The sequence below is a fragment of the Streptomyces fungicidicus genome, assembly GCF_003665435.1.
Taxonomy (GTDB): Bacteria; Actinomycetota; Actinomycetes; order Streptomycetales; family Streptomycetaceae; genus Streptomyces; species Streptomyces fungicidicus.
In genome coordinates, this window is the sequence record NZ_CP023407.1 from 958,808 (window position 1) to 979,111 (window position 20,304).

18 protein-coding genes are annotated in these 20,304 nt (G+C 73.6%); 8 read left to right on the top strand and 10 right to left on the bottom strand.

Features of this window, described 5'->3' with window-relative positions:
- Positions 1-52 precede the first annotated feature (52 nt).
- A complete protein-coding gene (locus tag CNQ36_RS04160; RefSeq protein ID WP_121544971.1) occupies positions 53-733 on the top strand; it encodes a phosphatase PAP2 family protein in 681 nt (226 codons plus the stop codon).
- Between the two features lie 471 nt (positions 734-1,204).
- On the opposite strand, the gene CNQ36_RS04165 is transcribed toward CNQ36_RS04160, so the two are convergent.
- From CNQ36_RS04165 to CNQ36_RS04175, 3 genes are all read right to left on the bottom strand, one after another.
- Complete coding sequence (locus tag CNQ36_RS04165; protein ID WP_121544972.1) at positions 1,205-2,125, bottom strand: DUF6807 domain-containing protein; 921 nt, start codon at positions 2,123-2,125, stop codon at positions 1,205-1,207.
- On the bottom strand, positions 2,122-3,237 hold the full coding sequence (locus CNQ36_RS04170) for a Gfo/Idh/MocA family protein (RefSeq protein WP_121544973.1): 1,116 nt from the start codon (positions 3,235-3,237) through the stop codon (positions 2,122-2,124). Before CNQ36_RS04170 ends, CNQ36_RS04165 begins: the two co-directional genes overlap by 4 nt.
- Before the next feature lie 110 nt (positions 3,238-3,347).
- Positions 3,348-4,223, bottom strand: a complete 876-nt coding sequence (locus tag CNQ36_RS04175) for a response regulator (RefSeq protein WP_206278423.1) — start codon at positions 4,221-4,223, stop codon at positions 3,348-3,350.
- 300 nt (positions 4,224-4,523) lie between these two features.
- Between CNQ36_RS04175 and CNQ36_RS04180 the strand changes: the two genes are divergently transcribed.
- From CNQ36_RS04180 to CNQ36_RS04200, 5 genes are all read left to right on the top strand, one after another.
- Positions 4,524-5,507, top strand: a complete 984-nt coding sequence (locus CNQ36_RS04180; protein WP_163013407.1) for a Bug family tripartite tricarboxylate transporter substrate binding protein — start codon at positions 4,524-4,526, stop codon at positions 5,505-5,507.
- Positions 5,504-6,097, top strand: a complete 594-nt coding sequence (locus CNQ36_RS04185; RefSeq protein WP_121544975.1) for a tripartite tricarboxylate transporter TctB family protein — start codon at positions 5,504-5,506, stop codon at positions 6,095-6,097. Before CNQ36_RS04180 ends, CNQ36_RS04185 begins: the two co-directional genes overlap by 4 nt.
- Position 6,098: 1 nt before the next feature.
- A complete protein-coding gene (locus tag CNQ36_RS04190) occupies positions 6,099-7,592 on the top strand; it encodes a tripartite tricarboxylate transporter permease (protein ID WP_121544976.1) in 1,494 nt (497 codons plus the stop codon).
- 188 nt (positions 7,593-7,780) lie between these two features.
- Positions 7,781-8,875, top strand: a complete 1,095-nt coding sequence (locus tag CNQ36_RS04195) for a GDSL-type esterase/lipase family protein (RefSeq protein WP_121544977.1) — start codon at positions 7,781-7,783, stop codon at positions 8,873-8,875.
- A gap of 199 nt (positions 8,876-9,074) precedes the next feature.
- Positions 9,075-10,712, top strand: coding sequence for a cellulase family glycosylhydrolase (locus tag CNQ36_RS04200; RefSeq protein WP_121544978.1), 1,638 nt, complete (start codon positions 9,075-9,077; stop codon positions 10,710-10,712).
- Positions 10,713-10,768: 56 nt separating this feature from the next.
- Here CNQ36_RS04200 and CNQ36_RS04205 read toward each other — a convergent pair whose 3' ends face one another.
- Positions 10,769-11,395 carry a class F sortase gene (locus CNQ36_RS04205; RefSeq protein WP_121544979.1) on the bottom strand — a complete coding sequence of 209 codons (627 nt, stop codon included), beginning with the start codon at positions 11,393-11,395 and terminating at the stop codon, positions 10,769-10,771.
- A gap of 284 nt (positions 11,396-11,679) precedes the next feature.
- On the bottom strand, positions 11,680-12,171 hold the full coding sequence (locus tag CNQ36_RS04210; protein WP_228312915.1) for a hypothetical protein: 492 nt from the start codon (positions 12,169-12,171) through the stop codon (positions 11,680-11,682).
- Positions 12,172-12,425: 254 nt separating this feature from the next.
- On the opposite strand from CNQ36_RS04210, the gene CNQ36_RS04215 reads away from it, so the two are divergent.
- Positions 12,426-13,595 (top strand): MFS transporter, encoded by a 1,170-nt coding sequence (locus CNQ36_RS04215; protein ID WP_121548366.1) that lies wholly within the window; start codon positions 12,426-12,428, stop codon positions 13,593-13,595.
- A 233-nt stretch (positions 13,596-13,828) separates the two neighbouring features.
- Here the strand turns inward: CNQ36_RS04215 and CNQ36_RS04220 are convergent, their stop codons facing one another.
- From CNQ36_RS04220 to CNQ36_RS04230, 3 genes are all read right to left on the bottom strand, one after another.
- Positions 13,829-14,494, bottom strand: a complete 666-nt coding sequence (locus tag CNQ36_RS04220) for a response regulator transcription factor (RefSeq protein ID WP_121544981.1) — start codon at positions 14,492-14,494, stop codon at positions 13,829-13,831.
- A complete protein-coding gene (locus tag CNQ36_RS04225; protein ID WP_121548367.1) occupies positions 14,491-15,768 on the bottom strand; it encodes a sensor histidine kinase in 1,278 nt (425 codons plus the stop codon). The genes CNQ36_RS04220 and CNQ36_RS04225 overlap by 4 nt, the downstream gene beginning before the upstream one ends.
- A gap of 125 nt (positions 15,769-15,893) precedes the next feature.
- Positions 15,894-17,126 carry a geranylgeranyl reductase family protein gene (locus tag CNQ36_RS04230; RefSeq protein WP_004934793.1) on the bottom strand — a complete coding sequence of 411 codons (1,233 nt, stop codon included), beginning with the start codon at positions 17,124-17,126 and terminating at the stop codon, positions 15,894-15,896.
- Between the two features lie 195 nt (positions 17,127-17,321).
- Here CNQ36_RS04230 and CNQ36_RS04235 point away from each other — a divergent pair, with 195 nt between their 5' ends.
- The gene (locus tag CNQ36_RS04235) at positions 17,322-18,683 is read left to right on the top strand and encodes a dipeptidase (RefSeq protein WP_121544982.1); all 1,362 of its coding nucleotides are present in this window, start codon (positions 17,322-17,324) and stop codon (positions 18,681-18,683) included.
- A 225-nt stretch (positions 18,684-18,908) separates the two neighbouring features.
- On the opposite strand, the gene CNQ36_RS04245 is transcribed toward CNQ36_RS04235, so the two are convergent.
- Together CNQ36_RS04245 and CNQ36_RS04250 are read right to left on the bottom strand one after the other, a co-directional pair.
- A complete protein-coding gene (locus CNQ36_RS04245) occupies positions 18,909-19,949 on the bottom strand; it encodes an NUDIX hydrolase (protein ID WP_121544983.1) in 1,041 nt (346 codons plus the stop codon).
- 143 nt (positions 19,950-20,092) lie between these two features.
- Positions 20,093-20,284 (bottom strand): hypothetical protein, encoded by a 192-nt coding sequence (locus CNQ36_RS04250; protein WP_121544984.1) that lies wholly within the window; start codon positions 20,282-20,284, stop codon positions 20,093-20,095.
- Positions 20,285-20,304 lie beyond the last annotated feature (20 nt).

Consider the following 20,304-nt stretch of genomic DNA (forward strand, 5'->3'; position numbering starts at 1 on the left):
CCCGCCCGACGGGCGGGCAGGCAACCCCACGACGCCACCGCGGGAGAGACAGATGAGCGAGCCGCCCACCACCGACCAGGACGTCACCCGTCCGCTCACCACGCCGGTACCGCCCGCCGACGGGTTGCGCAGGGTCGCCTCCGCGGTGCTCGGCGACCTCCGGGCCGTGGACGGCGCCCTGTACGCGGCGGTCGCCGCCACGCCGACGCCGACCCTGGACCGCGCCCTGCGCCGGCTCTCCCACACGGCCGACCACTCCAAGATCTCCTTCGCCATCGCCGGCGCGCTCGCCCTGTGCGGGGCCCGGCCGCGGCGGGCGGCGCTCGCCGGTGTGGGGGCCGTCGCGGTGGCGTCGGCGTCGGCCAATCTGCTGGGCAAGCGGCTGGTCCGGCGGGCGCGGCCGGACCGGGAGGCGGCGCGGGTGACCCTGGACCGGCATGTGCCGATGCCGACGTCGGCGTCGTTCCCCTCGGGGCACACGGCGTCGGCGGTCGCGTTCGCCACGGCGGTGGGTACGGTGCTGCCCGCGGCGTCGGTGCCGTTGGGGGCGTTGGCCTGTGCGGTGGGGTACTCCCGTGTGCACACCGGTGTGCACTATCCGGGGGATGTGGCGGCCGGGGCGATTCTGGGCATCGCCAGCGCCGCGACCGCGCTGGCTGTGGCGACGGCGCAGTTGCCGGCGTCGTTCGTGCCCGGTGGGGTGCGGCGGGTACTGCGGAGCGGAGGGGCTTGACCGGTGGGTCAGCCCCCGCGCCCCGGCACGGTACGTAGCTGCCCGGCGGGAGTGTGGGCCGGGGGGTGTTGCGCAGCCCGGCGCCTACGGGGTGCCGTCGCGCCCACCCGTGCCGCCCCAGCGGCACGACTGCCCGCGGAGAACGGGGGTGCGGCAGCCCACGGAGAACGGGAGTGCGGCAGCCCGCGGAGAACGAGGGTGCGGCTGCCCGCGGAGAACGGGGGTGCGGCTGCCCGCGGAGTGCCGGGGGCGGCGGTGGTGCTGCCCGCGGAGTGCCGCGGGTGGCGGTGGTGCTGCTGCCCGCGGAAACGACGGGCGTGAGCCGCGTACGGCGGTAAGGGGACGGGGCGGGGGTGGGCGCCCGCAGTGGCTGGCGCGTCCGCGCCCCGCACCCCTTTCAGCAGGCGTGATCCGCGCCAGTCCGAGGACGCCCACCCCCGACCCGGCCCCGCCCCACCCACCGCCCCCCGCTCACCACGACAAACCGTCCAGATACTCCCCGACCCGCTCCCGCCCCCACGCCCCGTCCGCCACCACGATCCGATACCGGTACCCGAACGACTCCCCCGGCGCCAGCCCGAACTCCTCGAAGAACGCCCACGAGAACGCCACCGACGGAACGGGCTCCGCCCGCACGAACCAGTGCGAGGGATGAATTGCCCTCCCCTCGTCAAGATTCTCCGGCGCATGCGCGAACACCACCGTCGAGTGCGCGTCCACCTCGTCGTGCTCGCCCGTGAAGGCCAGCCACGCCCCCTGCGCCCCCATCAGATCCCCGGCCCCAGAGCCGGCGGCCCCGAAGACCGTCCCCCCGGTGAAGTCCCGCGGCCCGCGCCACTGCAGCCCGGTGTAGCCGGCCATCTCCCGCCCCGCAGTGGTCGGAGACCCGAACCGCAGAGCCGCCTCCCGCACATTGGTGAGCCGGATCGACCAGTCCAGCACCCACGCCCCCGCCGCCTCGTCCACCGAGTGAACGCTCAGCCCGCGTGCCTCCCGCGCCCACTCCGCCCCGCCATTTTCGACCCACGTGAGGTCCTCGACGAGGTCGAGCCGGCCGTCCCCCACCTCGAACGCGGAGAACCCGTCATGCCGCATCGACCCGACACGCTCCGGCAGCGGCAGATAACCACGCCCGTGCACATACGAGTTGCCGCCCCAGAAGTTCTGCCCCGACAGATGACTCGCCGTCATCTGCAGCCCCTTGTGCCAGCGGTGATCACTGGGCCGGTACCCGGTCACGGTACGCCCGCCCAGCGTACGCACCGGATGCGCATACGGCTTGCGCGACTCGAACGCCTCGGAATCGGGCCGGTAGACATACCGCAGGATCTCCGTGCCCCCCACCGCGACCGCCACCGCCTCCCCGTGCAGATGGCTGACCCGCATGCTCATACGCCCTCCCCGGGCGCCCAGTCGGGATGCCCGCCGTGCATCGCCGCATGGAACGGATCCCCCGCACCGATCTCACCGGCCCGCACCGGCCGCCCGGTGAACGCGGCCTTGTACAGCGCGGCGGCGAATTCCAGCGTCCCCCGTGCCTCCGCCCCGCTGCCCGGCGGCCTCACCCCGGCGTCGTACGCGTCGAGGAAAGCACCCAGCTGAGCCGTGTGCGAGCTGGGCACGTCCTTCGCGGGAGCGCGCCAGGCCGCGACGCGCTCACCCGGAACGTGCCGCGCCGGGGTGTAGACCCAGTCGTCGTTGCCGTGCCCGTACAAATGAGTGAGCTCGACCGTCGCGTCGGCGCAGTCGACCCGGATCCGGCTCACCTCGTCCGGCGAGAGCACGGTGTTCACCACCGTGGCGAGCGCGCCGCCGCGGAAGCGGACCAGGGCGGTGGAGACATCTTCCCCCTCGGTGTCGTGAACCAGGCGCGCCGCCATCGCCCGCACCTCCTCCCACTCCCCCAGCAGATGCAGCATCAGGTCGAACTGGTGGATGCCGTGCCCCATCGTCGGCCCGCCGCCCTCGGTGGCCCAACGCCCCCGCCACGGCACGGAGTAGTACGCCGCGTCCCGGTACCAGGTGGTCTGGCAGTGCGCGACCAGCGGAGCGCCCAGCTCACCGCTCCGGATCAGTTCACGCGCGTGGGCGGCGCCGGAGCCGTAGCGGTGCTGGAAGATGACGGACGCGTAGGCGCCCGACGCCTCCTCGGCGGCCGCGATGTCGTCGTACTCGGCGAGCGACAGGCACAGCGGCTTCTCGCACAGCACCCAGGCGCCCGCCTTGAGCGCGGCCACCGTCTGCTCCCGGTGGAGCGACGGCGGGGTCCCGATCAGCACCAGGTCCGGCCGTACGGCGTCGAGCATCGCGTCCATCGAGGTGAACCCGGCGACCCGCTCCCCGGCGGACGCGCGGAAGTCGTCGAGCCTGCCCTGGTCCACGTCGACGGCGGCGACCAGTTCCACGCGGTCGGCGTGGTCGCGCAGCGCGGGCAGATGGCCCCCGCTCACGATGGCGCCGGTGCCGACGACGGCGACCCGACGGCGGACGGGTGACAAGGACATAGGGCGCTCCTAGGAACAACGGCGGACGACCCAGCGCCAGAAAGCGCTTTCTCGCACGCCGACCCTAGGCCCGCCCGCAGACCAGGACAAGCCCGTACCCGAATGCGGGATCAGCCCCACACCACGGAGTCGGGGCCACGCCTCCCACCCGCGCCCCCACCCGCACCCCGCCCCTCGCCGCCCGCGACGCCGGCGCCACCCGCGCCGCCCCGCCGCCCGAGCGAAGCCCGAACCCCGGCACCCCGTCCCCCGCCCATGCCCATGCCCATACCCAGGAACCGGTACCGCCGCTCCGGCCGCCCCGTCACCCCGTACCGCAGCGACACCTCCACGGTGCCCACGGTGTGGAAGTGCTCCAGATACCGTCGGGCACTGACCCGCGAGACCCCGGTGAGACCGGCGCACTCGGTGGCTGACAGGGTGCCGTCGGCCTCGCGCAGGGTGCGTTCGATCAGCCCCGCGGTCTCCGCGCTCATGCCCTTGGGCAGCACCGGTGCCACCGGCCCCGCCGCCCCTGCCGCCCCCGCCAGCACCCGGTCGACGTCCGCCTGCCCCCGCACCACCGTGTCGCGCAGCCGGCCGCGCTGCACGGCGTAGCGCTCCAGGCGCCCGCGCAGGTCCTCGAAGTCGAAGGGCTTGAGCAGATAGTCGACGACCCCGTGCCGTACCGCGCCGCGCACCGCGTCCGCCTCGCGGGCGGCGCTGATGACCATCACGTCGCAGTCGTGCCCGGCGGCGCGCAGCCGGGGGATGACGTCCAGCCCGAAGACGTCGGGCAGGTAGAGGTCGAGCAGCACCAGATCGGGACGGAGTCCCTCCACCGCGGCGAGAGCCTGCTCACCGGTCCCGGGGACACCGACGACCCGGAACGCGTCGAGGCGTTCCACGTAGGCGCGGTGCACCCGGGCCACCCGGAAGTCGTCGTCGACCACGAGCACGTCGATCGCCTCCACGGCCGCGTGCCGCTCGTCCCGCGCGCTGCCCACCGTTCCCGCTCCTTCCGTCAGGTCCGACCACAGACCCCCACACCGCACCGCACCACGAGACACGGCGCGCCGCCCCCACCACCCCACGGTGGCCGGAACCGCCCATCATGGCCCCCACCTGCGGCCGGGGAAAGAGCCATACGCCACGGACCCCGCAGCGCTGACGCAATGACCACAACCTCCATTGGTTCCGCAAGCGCGACAGCCCCGCGGCACGCGGGCACCATGTGGCCCGCGTCACCCTCCCCCCACAGGGCCCGGCGCGACTCCCAGACGACCGACCGACAGGTGGTGGCACTCGTGCGCCTGCGCACACCCCTCGCCCTGCTCGGGGCCGCCGTGCTCGTACTCGTGGGCCCGCCGCTGCTCACGACGGGCAGCGGCGCCGACGCCGGCACGCAGATCCCCGGTCTGCGCTTCATGGTTCCCAACTCGCCGGGCGGCGGCTACGACATCACGGCCCGGACGGCCGCGAAGAACGCCGAGGACGCCGGACTCACCCACACCATCGAGGTGTTCAACCTGCCCGGCGCCGGCGGCACCGTGGGCCTGAGCCGGCTGGTGAGCGAGCACGGCAACGGCAAGCTCGCCATGTCGATGGGCCTGGGCGTGGTCGGCGCCGTCCGTTCCAACGACGCGCCGAAGACCCTGGCGGACACCACCCCGATCGCCCGGCTCACCGAGGAGCAGGACGTCGTCGTGGTCGCCAAGGACTCCCCGTACAAGACGATCGGCGATCTGATCGGCGCCTGGAAGGAGAACCCCGGCAAGCACCCGGTGGGCGGCGGCTCCTCCCCCGGCGGTCCCGACCACCTCGCGCCGATGCTGATGGCACGGGCCGCCGGGATCCCCCCGAAGGAGGTCAACTACATCCCCTTCGACGGCGGCGGCGAACTGCTCGCCTCGATCCTCGGGAACAAGGTCGCCTTCGGTGTCTCCGGCGTCGGCGAGTACCTCGACCAGATCAGGTCCGGTGAGCTGCGCCTGCTCGCGGTCACCGGCCCGGAGCGGGTCGCCGGCCTCGACGCGCCGACGCTCCAGGAGGCGGGCTACGAGGTGAGTTTCACCAACTGGCGCGGCATCGTCGCTCCGCCCGGCCTCACCGACGCCGAGCGCGACAAGCTCGTACGCCTGGTGCGGGAGCTGCACGACTCGGACGAGTGGCGGGAGTCGATGAAGCGCAACGGCTGGGACGACGCCTTCCTGACCGGCGAGAAGTTCGGCGCGTTCCTGGACGCCGAGGACAAGCGCGTGGTCTCGGTACTGAAGGAGCTCGGACTGTGACGACCCCGACCACGGGCCCCACGGACCCCACGGACCCCACGGACCCCACGGACCCCACCAACTCCACCGCCCCCACCGGGACGCCCGCAGCCGAGCGGCGCTCCTGGCTCCGCGACCACTCCGAACTCGGCGTCTGCGCCCTGCTGCTGGCCCTCGGCGTGCTCGTCCTGGGCGACGCCCTCACCATGGACGTCGACATCACCCAGCGCGGGCCGGTCGGCCCGAAGACCGTGCCGGTCGTCGTCGGCGCCGGACTGCTCCTCGTCGCCGCCCTGCTCGCGGTCGACGTGCTGCGCGGCGGCCGGGGCCAGGCCGAGTCCGGGGAGGACGTCGACCTGTCCGAACCCGCCGACTGGCGTACGGTCCTGCTGCTCACCGGGGTCTTCCTCGGCTTCGCCGTCCTCATCGAACCGCTGGGGTTCCCGGTCGCCGGGGCGCTGCTCTTCTGGGGCGCGGCCTTCGTGCTCGGTAGCCGCAGACTCGACCGCGATCCGCTGATCGCGGCGGTGATCTCCCTCGTCACCTACGCCGTGTTCAACAACCTGCTCGGAGTGCCGCTCCCCGGCGGCCCGCTGATGGGAGTGCTGTGACATGAACGCCCTCAACTCCCTCATGGACGGCTTCGGTACCGCCCTCACCCCGCTCAACCTGCTCTGGGCCGCCGTGGGCGTGCTGCTCGGCACGGCGATCGGCGTGCTGCCCGGCATCGGCCCGGCGATGGCGGTGGCGCTGCTGCTGCCGGTGACGTACGGACTCGATCCGATCGGCGCGTTCATCATGTTCGCCGGGATCTACTACGGCGCGATGTTCGGCGGTTCGACCACCTCCATCCTGCTGAACACTCCCGGCGAGAGCGCGGCCGTGGTCGCGGCCATGGAGGGCAACCCCATGGCCAAGTCGGGGCGCGGCGCCCAGGCCCTCGCGGCCGCCGCGATCGGGCACTTCGCGGGCGGTATGGTCGGCACGATCCTGCTGGTGGCGCTGGCGCCGACGGTCGCGGACCTGGCGGTGGACATCGGCGCCCCGGACTACTTCGCCATCATGGTGCTGGCGTTCATCGCGGTGACGTCGGTGCTCGGTTCGTCCCGGATCCGGGGCCTGGCCTCGCTGTTGATCGGGCTGACGATCGGTCTGGTCGGCCTGGACCAGATGACCGGTCAGCAGCGGCTGACGTTCGGCTCGCTGCAACTCGCCGACGGCGTCGACGTGGTGATCGTCGCCGTGGGCCTGTTCGCGATCGGTGAGGCGCTGTGGGTGGCCGCGCATCTGCGGCGCAGGCCGCCGGACCCGATCCCGGTGGGCCGGCCGTGGCTGGGGCGCGCCGATCTGAGGCGCACCTGGAAGTCCTGGGCGCGCGGCCCGTTCATCGGATTCCCGTTCGGGGCGATCCCGGCGGGCGGCGCGGAGATCCCGACCTTCCTGTCGTACGTCACGGAGAAGCGGCTGTCGAAGCACAAGGACGAGTGGGGCAAGGGCGCCATCGAGGGGGTCGCGGGCCCCGAGTCGGCCGCGTCGGCCTCGGCGGCGGGCACGCTGGTGTCGATGCTGACCCTGGGCCTGCCGACCACGGCGGTCGCGGCGGTGATGCTGGCGGCGTTCCAGCAGTACGGCATCCAGCCGGGCCCGCTGCTCTTCGAACGGGAACCGGACCTGGTGTGGGGTCTGATCGCCTCGCTGTTCGTCGGCATGGTGCTGCTGCTCGCCCTCAACCTGCCGCTGGCCCCGGTGTGGGCGAAGCTGCTGCGCGTCCCGCGGCCGTACCTGTACGCGGGGATCATGTTCTTCGCGGCGGTGGGCGCGTACGCGGTCGGCGGTGAGGTGATCGACCTGGTGATCCTGCTGATCATCGGTCTGATCGGGTTCGGCATGCGGCGGTACGGACTGCCGGTGCTGCCGGCCGTCATCGGGGTCATCCTCGGTCCGGCCGCCGAACAGCAGTTGCGCCGCGCGCTGCAGATCAGCGACGGCAGCGTCTCGGGTCTGGTCGACACCCCGTTCTCGGTGATTGTTTACGCGGTCGTCGTGCTGCTGCTGGCGTGGCCGCTGGTGCGCAGGGCGCTGCCCCGGAAGGGCGCGGGGACCTGATCGAACGCGGATTTCGACGGTCGGGGCGCGGCACGCGAGGCCGCGCCCCGACGGTGTGCGCGGGCCGTGGCGCCGGGGCCGCGATCCCGTCCGGGCCCTTGACGCGTCAATGACAACAGTGGCTTGATGGCGACATGGGAGCGCTCCCATGTCATCTCACCCCAGGGAAACCCAGGGAAGGGGAACCCATGCGCGTCACCCGCCTGCTGCGCTTACGCACGCTTCCGCTCCTCGGCCTGCTGGCCGCCCTGCTCCTCCCCCTCGGCGCGACGACCGCGGCAGCCGCGCCGACGGCGGCCGACCCGGCGGCCGACCCGGTGCGGATCATGCCGCTGGGCGACTCCATCACCGGGTCGCCCGGCTGCTGGCGGGCCCTGCTGTGGAACCGGCTGCTGGACGCCGGCCACACGGACCTCGACTTCGTCGGCACGCTTCCCGCGCAGGGCTGCGGCGTGGCGCACGACGGGGACAACGAGGGGCACGGCGGCGAACTCGTCACCAACGTGGCGGACCAGAACCTGCTTCCCGCACGGCTTGCGGCCACGCTGCCGGACATCGTTGTCATGCACTTCGGCACGAACGACGTCTGGAGCAGCGTCTCCCCGGACCGCATCCTCGCGGCCTACACGAAGCTCGTGGGACAGATGCGGGAGTCCAACCCGGACATGCGGGTCCTCGTCGCCCGGATCATCCCCATGAACCCCGCCACCTGCGCCGCGTGCGCCCAGCGCGTGGTGGACTTCAACGCCCGGGTCCCGGCGTGGGCGGCGGCCACCGGCACCGATCGCTCCCCGGTGACCGTCGTCGACCAGTGGACGGGTTTCGACACGGCCACGGACACCTACGACGGCGTGCACCCGAACGACGCGGGCAACGTGAAGATCGCCGCACGCTGGTTCCCGGCCCTGGACGCGCTCCTGGACGAGGGCGTGCCCGGTGGCCCGGGCGACCCGGGCGGGCCCGGCGACGCCACCTGCACCGCGTCCTTCCGGGCCGTCTCCGTCTGGCAGGGCGGCTACCAGGGCGAGGTGACGGTGCGCAACACCTCCGCCGCCCCCGTCACGGGCTGGAAGGTGACGGTCGTACCGTCCGGCGGCGCCCGCGTCGGCCAGGTCTGGAACGGCACCCCCGTCACGGCGGCCGACGGCACGGCCACCGTCACCGACGCGGGCTGGAACGGGTCCCTGGCCCCCGGCGCGAGCGCCGCCTTCGGATTCATCGCCACCACCCCGGCAACCTCCACCGCCCCGACGGCAACCGTCGACTGCACGGCCACCTCCTGACCGCACGGCACCACCGGGCACGCCGGGCACGGACCGGAAGACACCGCCGGACGCACGGCGCCACCACCCCGTCGCACGACGGACCCACCCGCACCACGCCCGCCCACGGCACGGCGGGACGGCGCGGCGGGACGACACGACGGGACGGAACAGCACGACGCACGGCAAGGACAGCCCACCGCACCCCCTTGGAGCCGCCATGAGAGTCCGCCCGCCCGCCTTCCCACGAGCCGCCGGCCTGGTCGCCGCCGTCCTGGGACTCCTCCTCCCGCTCCTCGTCCTCACCACCCCGGCCCACGCGGCGCCCACCGGGTTCCGGGTTCAGAACGGCCGGCTCCTCGAGGCGTCCGGGAACGACTTCGTGATGCGCGGCGTCAACCACGCCCACACCTGGTACGCCGACCGGATCAGCTCCCTGGCGCACATCAAGGCCAAGGGCGCCAACACCGTGCGGGTCGTCCTCTCCAGCGGCGACCGCTGGACCCGCAACGACACCGCCGACGTGGCGAACGTCGTCGCACAGTGCAAGCAGAACCGGCTGATCTGCGTACTGGAGGTGCACGACACCACCGGCTACGGCGAGCAGAGCGGAGCCGTCACCCTCTCCCGCGCCGCCGACTACTGGATCGGAGTCCAGAGCGCCCTGGCCGGCCAGGAGGACCACGTCATCGTCAACATCGGCAACGAGCCGCACGGCAACACCGGTTACACGGCCTGGACCGCCGACACCAAGGCCGCCATCCAGAAGCTGCGCGACGCCGGGTTCGACCACACGCTGATGGTCGACGCCCCCAACTGGGGCCAGGATTGGGCCTTCACCATGCGCGACAACGCCGCCTCGGTCTTCGCCGCCGACCCGGACGCCAACACGGTCTTCTCCATCCACATGTACGGCGTCTTCGACACCGCCGCCGAGATCAGCGACTACCTGGGACGCTTCGTCTCGGCCAAACTCCCCATCGTGGTGGGCGAGTTCGGGCACAACCACTCCGACGGCAATCCCGACGAGGACACCATCCTGGCCGTCACCCGGCAGCTCGGCCTGGGCTACCTCGGCTGGTCCTGGAGCGGCAACGGCGGCGGCGTCGAGTACCTCGACATGGTCACGGACTTCGACCCCGCCCGGCTGACCAGCTGGGGTGAGCGCATCTTCGACGGCGCCGACGGCATCGCCGCGACCTCAGAGGAGGCCGCGGTCTACGGTTCCGGCTCCGGCGGCGACACCACGCCCCCGACCGCTCCCGGCGCCCCGAGCGCCTCGGCGGTGACCGCCTCGTCCGCGCGGCTCACCTGGGGCGCCGCGACCGACGCGAACGGGGTCACGGGCTACGACGTGGTGCGGATCAGCGGCGGTGCGGAGAGCGTCGTCACCTCGACGGCGGGCACCTCCGCCACCGTCACCGGACTCACCGCCGCCACCTCCTACACGTTCGCCGTCTACGCCCGGGACGCCGCCGGCAACCGCTCGCCGCGCTCCGCCACGGTGACCGTCACCACGTCCTCCGGCGGCACGACGGGGGCCTGCGCGATCGCCTACCGGGTGACCAACGAGTGGCCCGGCGGATTCCAGGGCGAGGTCACCGTCCGCAACACCGGCGGTTCGGCGGTGAACGGCTGGACGCTGACCTGGTCCTTCCCCGCCGACCAGCGGATCACCAACATGTGGGGCGGCACTCCGACGCAGAGCGGTTCCGAGGTCAGTGTCGCCTCCGCCCCGTACACCGCGTCGATCCCCGCGTCCGGCTCGGTGGTCGTCGGCTTCACGGCCTCGCGGACCGGTACGAACCCCAGTCCGACGGCGTTCGCGCTCAACGGCGCGGCGTGCGCCGTGGCCTGACGGGCCGCTGCCCGGAAGGTTCCTCCCCCTTCCGGGCAGCGGGCGGGCCGTCCCGCTCAGACGAGGTGGGCGAAGACCACCAGGTTCTCGGTGTAGTCCCGGGCGGAGTGGTCGTAGTCCCCGGCGCAGGTGATGAGCCGCACCTGTGCGTCGGGGGTGTCGGCGTACACCCGGTCGTCGGGGAAGTCGTCCTTCGCGAAGGACTCCGTCTCGTCGACGACGAACGTCGCCTTGCTGCCGTCGGCGCGCAGCACCCGGAAGCGGTCCCCCTTGTCCAGTTCGCCGAGTCGGGCGAACACGGCCGGGGAGGTCTTGGTGTCCACGTGCCCGGCGATGATCGCCGTGCCGCGTTCGCCCGGGGAGACGCCCTTGGCGTACCAGCCGACCAGATTGGTGTCGTCGGCGGGGGGCGGCTCGAGCCGGCCCTTGTCCCCGATGGCGAGGTCGGTGAAGGGGGCGTCGACGCCGATCTCCGGGACGAGCAGCCGGGTGGGCGCGGACCGGGACATCTGTTCGGCGGCCGGTTCGCCGGTCGCGGGTTCGCCCGTGGGGGAGCCGGACGGCGCGGCGGAGACCGCGGCGGGGGCCTGCGCCCCGTGGGCGTCGTCGGGAGGGTTCTCGCCGCCGCCCATCAGTGTCGTGGCCAGCAGGAGGCCGGCTCCGCTCCAGAAGACCGCCGTCATGACGGCGCGCAGTCTCCGCCTCGTCGGCGACGCAGGATCGGTTTCGAGGGGGGAAGGGGGACTGGCTGCCATCGGGGGGACCACCTCATTCGGACACGGCAGCGGGCACGGGACGCGGACGAGCGGGCGGGGCCGTCATGACGCGCGCGGCGCGTACGACGGCCCCTGCCGCCAGGGGGTGTCGTTCGGACAGGGCCGGCTCCGGGGAACGGCGCCCAGCGGCCGTACCGTGCCCCACGCTCCCGGCGGGATCCGAATGTCACCCCCTGGATCGCCGGGCATGGTCAGGCCAGGTTTCCGGAGACCTTCTTGCGGCGCAGCGCGTAGGCGCCGGTGCCGAGGACCGCCAGCGCGGCCAGGCCGCCCGCGGTGACAGCGGGCTCGGCGAGCGCGCCGCCACCGGTGTGCATCCCGCCGCGCGGCTTCTCGTGGCCGTACCCCTTCTCCTCCTTGCCGCTGTCCTCCTTGCCGCTGTCGTGCTTGCCGCTCCAGGAGTCCTCGCTCTGCGAGTCGCCCTTCTCCTTGTAGGTCTCGGGGTCGTACTTCGGGTCCTTGGCGGTACCCCAGTCCTCGTCGCTCACGGCGGTCAGGGCGCCGCCGCCCGTGTGCACTCCGCCGTGCGGCTTGTCGTGCTTGCTCTCCTTGTCGTACTCCTTGCTGTAAGAAGACTTGTCGTGGTCCCCGTCGCCCGAGTGGTCGGCGTAGGCTGCGGGCGCGGCGAGGGCGAGGGCCGCCGTGGCCGTCGCGGTGGCGAGCACCATGCGGGCAGAGCGCATCTGAGAGTCCTTCCACGGGAGGCCGGGCAGCTGACTCCTCGCCAGCACGGATGTCCCGGTCTCCGGCGTGATCCACGCTCAGCCATGCCGACCCGCCCCACCATCCGGGACGATCACTCGGGTTAACGGGCCCACTCCTCCGGCGGCACACGCACCGCGCCCGCCGCCTCTTCCGGGCGCCCCTTGCTCCCCGCCGCGCCGCCACCTAGCCTGACTTTGTGCCGCTGATAAACAAAACCCGATCGCACAGTGTGGTGCCGGGTACCGACCTCGTCCGACTCCGTCTCGCCCTGACCGCCTTCTTCGCCCTCGACGGCTTCGTCTTCGCCGGCTGGGTGGTGCGCATCCCCGCCATCAAGGAGCAGACCGGCGCCTCCGCCGGCTCCCTGGGCCTCGCCCTGCTCGGCGTCTCCGCCGGGGCCGTGATCACGATGACGCTCACCGGGCGCCTGTGCCGCCGGTACGGCAGTCATCTCGTCACCGTCGTCTGCGCGGTCGTGCTCTGCCTGAGCGTCGGGCTGCCTCCGCTGACCCACTCCCCCCTCGCGCTCGGCCTCGTGCTGCTGCTCTTCGGCGCGGCGTACGGCGGGATCAACGTCGCCTTCAACAGCGCCGCCGTCGATCTGGTGGCCGCGCTGCGGCGGCCCATCATGCCCAGCTTCCACGCCGCGTTCAGCCTCGGCGGCATGATCGGGGCGGGGCTGGGCGCCCTGGTCGCCGGTTCGCTGTCGCCCACCCGGCATCTGTGGGGGCTCGCCGCGGTGGGGCTGCTGGTGACGGCCGTCGCGGGGCGGGCGCTGATGCGCTGCGCGCCGCTGACCCCGGCGGGCGCGGGGCGGACCGGGACCGAGCGGGCCGCGCCGCGCCGGCCGGACCGGCGCACCCGCGCACTGGTGATCGTCTTCGGGCTCATCGCGCTGTGCACGGCGTACGGCGAGGGCGCGCTGGCCGACTGGGGCGCGCTCCACCTGGAGGAGGACCTCGGCGCCTCACCGGGCGCCGCGGCCGTCGGGTACTCGTGTTTCGCGCTCGCCATGACGGTCGGGCGGCTGACCGGTACGGCGCAGCTGGAACGGCTGGGCCGGACCCGCACGCTGCTCGCGGGCGGCTCCACCGCCGTGGCGGGCATGCTGCTCGGCGCGCTCGCGCCGTCCCTCTGGGCGGCGCTGCTCGGGTACGCGGTGACCGGCCTCGGTCTCGCCAACCTCTTCCCCGTGGCCGTCGAGCGGGCGGGGGCGCTCGCCGGGCCCGGCGGAGTCGCCACCGCCTCCACCCTGGGTTACGGCGGGATGCTCCTCGGCCCGCCCGCGATCGGCTTCATGGCGGACTGGTTCAGCCTCCCGGCCGCGCTGACCAGCGTGGCGGTGCTGGCCGCGGTGGCCACCGTCATCGGCTTCGCGGCACGCCGGGCCGACGCGGGCTGACCCCACGCCTGCTTCGCCCCCGCCGTGAGCGGATCAAGAGGCCGCCGGACGCGGGCCGACCGTGGAGACCGGGTGCGGGCGGCCGCGGTGCGCTCGCGGCCGTGACGGAACCGGCACGGCCGCCGGCCGGCTGCGAGACGGTGCTGCGCCTCGTCGGGCCGCCGCTCGCGCCGGTCCTGTCCGCCGTCCGCGGGGCCGCCGTGCCGGTCCGCTCCCGGCGGCGCGCCGGTCAGTCAGCCCAGCCAGCCCGGCCGTACCAGGCCCGTCTCGTAGGCCAGCACGACCAGTTGGGCCCGGTCGCGGGCGCCCAGCTTCACCATGGTGCGGCTGACGTGGGTCTTGGCGGTGAGCGGGCTGACCACCAGGCGGCGGGCGATCTCCTCGTTGGACAGGCCGATGCCGACCAGGGCCATGACCTCCCGCTCCCGCTCGGTGAGCGCCGCGAGGCCGCCGGCGGCGGCCGGTTCCTTCGAACGGGCCGCGAACTCGGCGATCAGCCGGCGGGTCACGCCGGGCGAGAGCAGCGCGTCCCCCTCGACCACCGCCCGCACCGCGCGCAGCAGTTCCTCCGGCTCGGTGTCCTTGACCAGGAAGCCGGAGGCTCCCGAGCGGATCGCCTCGAAGACGTACTCGTCCAGCTCGAAGGTGGTGAGCATGACCACCTTCACCTCCCCCAGGTCCGCGTCCCCGGTGACCCGGCGGGTCGCGGCGAGACCGTCGAGCACGGGCATCCGGATGTCCATCAGGACGACGTCGGGACGCAGCGCGCGGACCAGCCGTACCGCCTCCTCGCCGTCGGACGCCTCCCCCGCCACCTCGATGTCCGGCTGTGCGTCCAGCAGCGCGCGGAACCCCGCCCGGACCAGTGACTGGTCGTCGGCGAGCAGTACCCGGATCACCGGTCCTCCCCTGACGCGAGCGGCAGTTCGGCGAGCACCCGGAACCCTCCGTCCGGGCGCGGGCCCGCCTCGATGGTGCCATCCAGCGCGGCGGCCCGCTCCCGCATCCCGGCGAGCCCGTTGCCGCCGCCGCCCGCGTCGTCACCCGTGGCGGGTCCGTCGTCGTCGACGCGCAGCCGCAGACGGCCGCCGTCCTGTTCGATGCGCACCCGGGCCTCGCGCGAGCCCGAGTGCCGTACGACGTTGGTGAGGGCCTCCTGGACGATGCGGAAGGCGGCCAGGTCCGCGCCGGGCGGCAAGGCCGGCGGCTCGCCCTCCACGGTAACGGTGAGGCCGGCGCCCGCGGCCTGTTCCACCAGTTCGGGCAGCCGGTCCAGACCGGGCGCCGGAGCGCGCGGGGCGGCGCCGGGCGCGCGCAGCGTGTCCAGCACCTGACGCACCTCCCCGAGCGCCTCCTTGCTCTGCGCCTTGATGGTGGTCAGCGCGGTGCGCGCCTGCTCCGGGTCGCTGTCCAGCAGGGCGAGCCCCACTCCCGCCTGCACATGGATGACGGAGATGCTGTGCGCGAGCACGTCGTGCAGCTCGCGGGCGATCCGCAGCCGTTCCTCGTCCGCGCGGCGCCGCGCCGCCCGGGCGCGCTCGGCCCGCTCCCGCGCCCACTGCTCGCGCCGGGTCCTGACCAGCTCCGAGACCGCGACGAGCGCCACCACCCAGGTGGCGACCACGATCTCCTCGTTCCAGGAGACGGCCCCGTCGCCGGACGGCGGCAGCCACCGGTACAGCAGCTGCGCGATCAGCACGTGCCCCGCCCAGAACGCCCCCATCGCCGCCCACGCGGCGTGCCGGTGCCCGGAGACCACGGCGCTGAAACAGGCCACGGCGACCGTGAGGAACACCGGCCCGTACGGGTATCCGGCGGCGTTGTAGAGCAGGACGGCGGCGACCGTCGCGCACAGCACGGGCACGGGACGACGCCACCGCCACAGCAGCAGCGCCCCGGCCACGAACAGGAGCACCCGGGCGGCGGGGTCGAGGGCGACCCGCTCGCCCTCCTGGGAGTGCGCGGCGAACTGGGAGCCGGCCAGGACGAACGCCGTGAACAGCAGGGTGGAACGCCAGGGCCACCGGGGGCGGCCGTGCCCGCCGTCCCCGTCGGCCGCCTCGCCGGCGCCGTGGCCCTCTCCGGGCCGGCCGGTCCGTCCGGGCGGGCCGTGCCACCACTGCCGGGGCCACCGCCCCGGGGGCCCGCCGCCGGGTCCGCGCTGTGCGTCCATGCCGGCCACGCTAGACGCCGGGCGCCGCGGCCGGCGTCAGCCCGGCGTGGTGATCACACGTACTCCCGGCGAAGTACGTCCGCCGCAGCGGCGGCGGACCGGTCGCACGGTCCGCCGCGGCACTCTCAGGAACCGGACTCCTCGCCCGCGGGACGCCGGTCCAGCGCGAGCAGGGCGCGGTGGGCCATCGGGTGGGTGCGGACCAGCTCGCCGAGCGTCGTCGAACCCCGCGTGATGTCCCTGAACGCGTTCCAGGCCGGGCGGAATCCGGTGAGGACCGCGTGGAACACCCCCGGACGCCGTTCGAACGCCGCCAGCATCCGCTTGCCGACGCTCATCTCCACGCCCAGGCCCGCCTTGACGGCGAAGGCGTAGTTCAGCGCCTGGCGGCGGGTGTCCACGGCGTCGTGGGCCTCGGCGATCCGCACCGCCCACTCCCCCGCCAGCCGGCCCGAGCGCAGCGCGAAGGAGATGCCCTCGCGGGTCCACGGCTCCAGCATGCCGGCCGCGTCCCCGCACACCAGCACCCGCCCCCGCGACAGCGGCGAGTCGTCGGCGCGGCAACGGGTCAAGTGGCCTGAGGAGATGCTCGGTTCGAAGCCGGCGAGACCGAGCCGCCCGATGAAGTCCTCCAAGTACCGCTTGGTCGCGGCGCCTTCACCGCGCCGGGAGATCACACCGACGGTGAGCGTGTCGCCCTTGGGGAAGACCCAGCCGTAACTGCCGGGCATGGGGCCCCAGTCGATGAGCACCCGCCCCTTCCAGTCGTCGGCGACCGTCTCCGGCACCGGGATCTCGGCCTCCAGGCCGAGGTCGACCTGGTCCAGCTTCACGCCGACGTGCGCCCCTATGCGGCCGGCGCTGCCGTCCGCGCCGACCACGGCCCGCGCGAGCACCGTCTCGCCGCCCTGCAGGACGACGGCGACCGTGCGCCGGTCGGGCACGGCCGAGCCGTGCTGCTCCACCCGCTGCACGGCGACGCCGGTGCGCAGCTCGGCGCCCGCCTTCTGCGCGTGCTCCACGAGTTGCTGGTCGAACTCGGGCCGGTTGATCAGCCCGAACAGCATCTGCCGGGACCTGCGGGTGCGGCTGAAGCGGCCGTTGCTGGAGAACGTCACCGCGTGCACCCGGTCCTTCAGCGGAAGCTCGAAGCCGGGTGGCAACGCGTCGCGGGAGGGGCCGATGATGCCGCCGCCGCAGGTTTTGTAGCGCGGCAGCTCCGCCTTCTCGAGCAACAGCACGCGCCGTCCCGCGACCGCCGCCGCGTAGGCGGCCGATGCCCCCGCGGGTCCCGCGCCCACCACGACGACGTCCCACACCTGCCGCACGTCGTCCGCCGAAGAGTTCTCGCTGCTCACGATGGTTTACTGCTCCCGATCCAGCCGCCTGCCGCTCCTGTCCCCCCGCATCCTACGGCGGCGTTGATCTCGGGCCACTGTGGGAGGATCGGCGACGTAAGTGCCCGATACACGGGTCGCTCACGCACACCGCACGATCATCTCGTACAAAGAAGTACGCAGAAGTACAACGTCGCACCCACAAGGAGCGTGCCCATGTCGTCGAATCCGGTCGCCGTGACCGTCGCCTCGCTGATGCCCAGGGCGAAGGAGGAGCTCACCGAACTGGTGGCCTTCAAGTCGGTGGCGGACTTCGGCCAGTTCCCGCGCGAGGAGAGCGAGAGCGCCGCGCGCTGGATCGCGGACGCGCTCACCGCCGAGGGCTTCCAGGACGTGGCGCTGCTCGACACCCCGGACGGCACGCAGTCCGTGTACGGCTTCCTGCCGGGCCCGGAGGGCGCGAAGACGGTGCTGCTGTACGCCCACTACGACGTGCAGCCGCCGCTGGACGAGGCCGGCTGGACCACCCCGCCCTTCGAGCTGACCGAGCGCGGCGGCCGCTGGTACGGGCGTGGCACCGCCGACTGCAAGGGCGGCGTGATCCTGCACCTGCTGGCGCTGCGCGCGCTGAAGGCGAACGGCGGCGTGCCCGTGCACGTCAAGGTGATCGTCGAGGGCTCCGAGGAGCAGGGCACCGGCGGCCTGGAGCGGTACGCCGAGAGCCACCCGGACCTCCTGACGGCCGACACCGTCGTGATCGGCGACGCGGGCAACTTCCGCGCCGGTCTGCCGACGGTCACCTCCACCCTGCGCGGTATGACGCTGGTCCGGGTGCGGGTCGACACCCTCGAGGGCAACCTGCACTCGGGGCAGTTCGGCGGCGCCGCGCCGGACGCGCTGGCCGCGCTGGTGCGCGTGCTGGACTCGCTGCGCGCCGAGGACGGCAGCACGACCGTCGACGGGCTGGCCGGTGACAGCGCCTGGGACGGACTGCAGTACGACGACGGGCAGTTCCGCAAGGACGCCAAGGTGCTCGACGGTGTGGAGCTCATCGGCTCCGGCACGGTCGCCGACCGCATCTGGGCCCGCCCGGCGGTCACCGTGCTCGGCATCGACTGCCCGCCGGTGGTCGGCGCCACGCCGTCCGTGCAGGCGAGCGCCCGCGCGCTGGTCAGCCTGCGGGTGCCGCCGGGCGTCGACGCGGTCGAGGCGACCGGGCTGCTCCGGGCGCACCTGGAGGCGCGCACGCCGTGGGGCGCGCGGGTGAGCACCGAGCAGATCGGTCAGGGGCAGGCGTTCCGCGCGGACACGACCAGCCCGGCCTACCAGGCCATGTCCGACGCGATGGCGGTGGCGTACCCGGGCCAGGAGATGCAGTACGCGGGCCAGGGCGGTTCGATCCCCCTGTGCAACACCCTCGCCGCCCTCTACCCGAAGGCGGAGATCCTGCTCATCGGCCTGAGCGAGCCGGAGGCCCGGATCCACGCGGTGAACGAGAGCGTGTCCCCCGACGAGCTGGAGCGGCTGTCGGTCGCGGAGGCCCTGTTCCTGCGCAACTACGCCTCCGGCACCCGCTGACCCGGAGCCGGCGGGAGTGGACGCCACCGTCCGCGCCCACTCCCCCGGCACGTCCCGCCCCCGCCGCCCGGTCCCTGGCCGGTCTCGGCGCCGGGGGCGCCAGGGAGCCGCGTTCCACCGCCCCGGCCGGGGACACGGCGGGCGGGAGCGGTGCTCCGCTGACGTCAGCCGTGCCGAGTCGGGCTGCGGGCGCGGCGCCGCACCGGCCGTCGCCGGCGTCCGGTGTCATCCGACCGGCACTCCCGCCTCCAGGTACATCGGCTTGCCCCGTTCGCGTGCCCGGAGGGCCCGGCGCAGCCGTTCGTAGCGGACCGGAGGGAGCAGGTCGGCGGCCTCCGCCTCGGAGGCGAAGCGCCAGCCGCGCAGTTCCGGGCCGGGCAGCAGCAGACGTCCGGCCTCGTCGGAGTCGAGGCGTCCGCCGTCGAAGAGCAGCCGCAGGCCGCCGAATCCGGGCGGCGCGGGCGGCTCCCAGTCGACGACGAGGAGCGCGGGCACGTCGTCCAGGCGGATCCCGGTCTCCTCGGCGACCTCGCGCATGCCCGCGCGGGCGGGTGCCTCACCGCGTTCCACGACGCCCCCCGGGAACTCCCAGCCCGGCTTGTAGGTCGGGTCGACGAGCAGCACCCGGTCCTGCTCGTCGAAGAGCAGCACCCCCGCGGCGACCGTCTCCGCGGTGGGTTCGGGCGTCTGCACGATGTCGCAGGCCGGCACCGCCCCGCTGCCGACCGCTTCGGCTATCCGCCGGGCGGTGTCGTACGGGGTGAGGGCGCCGTTGTCGATCGGGTAGGCGTCGGTGGTGAGCCAGGAGGCGAGGGCGGCTTTGTACGGCTCGATCTGGTCGAACGACCACTGCCGGACACGCATCTCGCCGTCGGGAAGGTCCGCCGGGACCTCGCGGGTCGCTATGCGTGTACGCAGTATCGTTTCGGCCGGAGCGAGGAGAACATGCCTGACCGGTATCCGGCGGGCGGCGAGCCCGCCGAAGATCTCGTCGCGGTACTCCTGGCGCAGCAGCGTCATGGGGACCACGAGGGTCCCGCCCAGCTCGGCGAGCATCGCGGCCGCCGTGTCGATCACCAGTCGTCGCCAGATCGGGAGTTCCTGGAAGTCGCCGACCTCGGCGAGGCGCTTGGGCGGAAGCAGCCGGTCCAGTGCTCCGCCGATGACCTCGGGGTCGAAGAGCGTGCTGTTCGGGATCAGCTCGATCAGTTCGCGCGCGGTGGTGGTCTTTCCCGCACCGAACGCGCCGTTGACCCAGACGATCACGTTTCCCCCTCTTCTGTTGGCCCCCTGTGGCTTGCCCGCTCCACCCTGCCACGGAAACCAGATCGAGTTGAGAACACGTGACAACGGCGCCGGAGCCCCCGTCCCCGGGGGCTCCGGCGCCGTGTGTCGGGCCGTGGGGTCCGTCAGCGCCGGTCCCCCCGGTCGATGTCCAGGTCCAGGGTGTTGTTCTCCCCGACGGTCCGGTCGAGGGTGCTCAGCGTGTCGTCGACGCCGAGCGGGACGGCTCCCTCGGTGAGCGCGTGCGACGGGGTGACGGCCGCGACGACGAAACCGGTGGCGAGGGAGGCGATGGCCAGCATGCTGCGCTTCTTCATACCCGGCTCAACTCCCGAAC

Coding starts and splice junctions, on each gene's coding strand:
- CNQ36_RS04160 (WP_121544971.1), top strand. CDS start 53: ATGAGCGAGCCGCCCACCACCGACCAGGACGTCACCCGTCCGCTCACC.
- CNQ36_RS04165 (WP_121544972.1), bottom strand. CDS start 2,125: ATGAGCATGCGGGTCAGCCATCTGCACGGGGAGGCGGTGGCGGTCGCG.
- CNQ36_RS04170 (WP_121544973.1), bottom strand. CDS start 3,237: ATGTCCTTGTCACCCGTCCGCCGTCGGGTCGCCGTCGTCGGCACCGGC.
- CNQ36_RS04190 (WP_121544976.1), top strand. CDS start 6,099: ATGAACGCCCTCAACTCCCTCATGGACGGCTTCGGTACCGCCCTCACC.
- CNQ36_RS04195 (WP_121544977.1), top strand. CDS start 7,781: ATGCGCGTCACCCGCCTGCTGCGCTTACGCACGCTTCCGCTCCTCGGC.
- CNQ36_RS04200 (WP_121544978.1), top strand. CDS start 9,075: ATGAGAGTCCGCCCGCCCGCCTTCCCACGAGCCGCCGGCCTGGTCGCC.
- CNQ36_RS04205 (WP_121544979.1), bottom strand. CDS start 11,395: ATGACGGCGGTCTTCTGGAGCGGAGCCGGCCTCCTGCTGGCCACGACA.
- CNQ36_RS04210 (WP_228312915.1), bottom strand. CDS start 12,171: ATGCGCTCTGCCCGCATGGTGCTCGCCACCGCGACGGCCACGGCGGCC.
- CNQ36_RS04225 (WP_121548367.1), bottom strand. CDS start 15,768: ATGGACGCACAGCGCGGACCCGGCGGCGGGCCCCCGGGGCGGTGGCCC.
- CNQ36_RS04235 (WP_121544982.1), top strand. CDS start 17,322: ATGTCGTCGAATCCGGTCGCCGTGACCGTCGCCTCGCTGATGCCCAGG.
- CNQ36_RS04250 (WP_121544984.1), bottom strand. CDS start 20,284: ATGAAGAAGCGCAGCATGCTGGCCATCGCCTCCCTCGCCACCGGTTTC.